This is a genomic window from Roseateles sp. P5_B10 (genome assembly GCF_056400485.1).
Genome location: NZ_JBFULE010000961.1, coordinates 1 through 1,807, shown reverse-complemented (window position 1 = coordinate 1,807; position 1,807 = coordinate 1). Strand labels below are relative to the sequence as shown.

At 59.9% G+C, this 1,807-nt stretch carries 2 protein-coding genes and 1 pseudogene; 2 read left to right on the top strand and 1 reads right to left on the bottom strand.

All coding sequences use genetic code 11. From position 1 onward, the window contains the following. Positions 1-826 (top strand): phage terminase large subunit (terL, locus tag AC1DU6_RS29765; RefSeq protein WP_477861618.1); only part of this gene is annotated, 826 nt, incomplete at its 5' end. 12 nt (positions 827-838) lie between these two features. Here terL and AC1DU6_RS29760 read toward each other — a convergent pair. Then, positions 839-1,261 (bottom strand): hypothetical protein, encoded by a 423-nt coding sequence (locus AC1DU6_RS29760; protein ID WP_477861616.1) that lies wholly within the window; start codon positions 1,259-1,261, stop codon positions 839-841. Between the two features lie 340 nt (positions 1,262-1,601). Here AC1DU6_RS29760 and AC1DU6_RS29755 point away from each other — a divergent pair. Continuing rightward, positions 1,602-1,807: pseudogene (locus AC1DU6_RS29755) on the top strand (hypothetical protein); the annotation flags it as partial.

Below are 1,807 nucleotides of genomic sequence, written 5' to 3'. Positions count from 1 at the left end.
GGCCAGCTCTGCCATCGTCATCGTCATGCAGCGTCTGAGCGTCAAAGACGTGTCCGGTGTGATCACCGGCGAGGACATGGGCTATGAGCACCTGTGCCTGCCGATGGAGTACGAGGGGCCGCGCAAGATCACCAGCATCGGCTTCCTGGACCCACGCAGGGAGAAAGGCGAACTGTTGTTCCCCGAGCGTTTCCCGCGCGAGGTCGTCGAGCGTGACAAGAAGATCATGGGTCCGTATGCGGTCGCCGGGCAGTTCCAGCAGCGTCCCAGCCCCGCTGAGGGTGGAGAGTTCCAGCCTGACATGATCGAAGTTGTCGACGCGCTGCCCGCCGGCGTGCAGCAGTGGTGCCGCGGCTGGGACTTGGCGGCCACCGAGGGCGGCGGTGACTACACGGCGAACGCCAGGCTGGGCCGGCTTCCAGATGGGCGCTTCGTCATCTCCAACGTGGACCGCAAGCAGTACGGCACCGCCAAGCGTGACCACTACATCAAGACCACGGCCAGCGCCGACGGAATGGGTCGCGTCAAGCAATCTCTGCCGCAAGACCCTGGGCAGGCCGGCAAGGGGCAGGCCAAGGCTCTGGTGGGCATGCTGGCCGGGCATCAGGCCGTCACGAGCTTGGAGAGTGGTGACAAGGTCGTGCGCGCCCGGCCGCTGGCTAGCCAGATCAACGCCGGCAACGTGCTGATGCTGCGTGGGTCATGGAATCACGACTTCATCGAGGAGTTGCGGCTTTTCCCGAATGGCCTGCATGACGACCAGGTCGACGCCGCAGCGCGCGCGTTCAATGAGCTGCTGAACCCGACGGCGGGGATATTCGCGTAGATTGCTGAGCAACTATTTGGCATTGCCAGCAATGAACTTTTGTATGTCTGGTGAATTTGATAAAGCTTGGCCGATACTGAGAAGTTCGTAATAGACGCCATAGTGACTTCCGATGAGAGTTTTGATTTCTCTAGAAAGTCGGTCCAGCATGGCGAACTCAATTCCCTCATCATCATTGCCGCGCTTTGTGTCGTGATGATCTGACCCCAGCTTGTTTGCCACGTATTTGACGAGTCTGTGGCGAGAAATACGACGCCCTCCGAATATGATCGCAGGCGCTTGCATGAAAGCCTTAAGTGGCATGTCCATCATGGGAGGATCGGCAGGCTGCTCTTTTAACTTGGCAATTTCTTCCTTTGTGTGTTCCCCGATGAACAACAATAGTCCAGTGGCAATAATTCCTTCATGTAGCGCGCCTCCCGCAGTGGCAAGCACAATCTCCCTCCCCCCGGCCACATGCAAGCAAGCCTCTAGGCATACGGCGGACACGATTGGCTCTCGCTGGAATCCCGCGGCCTTCCAGGCTCGTTGCAAATCTCCGTTGATCAGTAGCCGCCTAAGTACCGAGCATTCTCTGCGTAACGCTTCAGATGTTATCTCCCCGTCCCAGTTTGACTTGAGGTAGCGCAAGTCCTCCCGGACAACTCCAGTAAGGTCATTCGGATCTAGCATTCGAGGCCTCCCTTTTTAATCGGTTGCACGACGCCTATCCTGCCACTGACCACTCGCATTGAGTGGATGTGCGCGCGGCTGACCGCTTCCTAGCATCGGCGCGATGGCCGACCCCATCCACATCAACAGCCTGGAGCTTGCCCGAGCCCGCGCTGACTTCCTCACGGGCATGGGCCTGGACGCCAAGCGCCCCACCGCCTGGACCCAGTACGGCTATCCCGAGGTGGTCGACTTCCCACTGCTGAAGCGAGCCTATGCACGCGGCGGCGCAGGGCAGGGTGCCGTGCACCGCCTGCTGGACAAATGCTG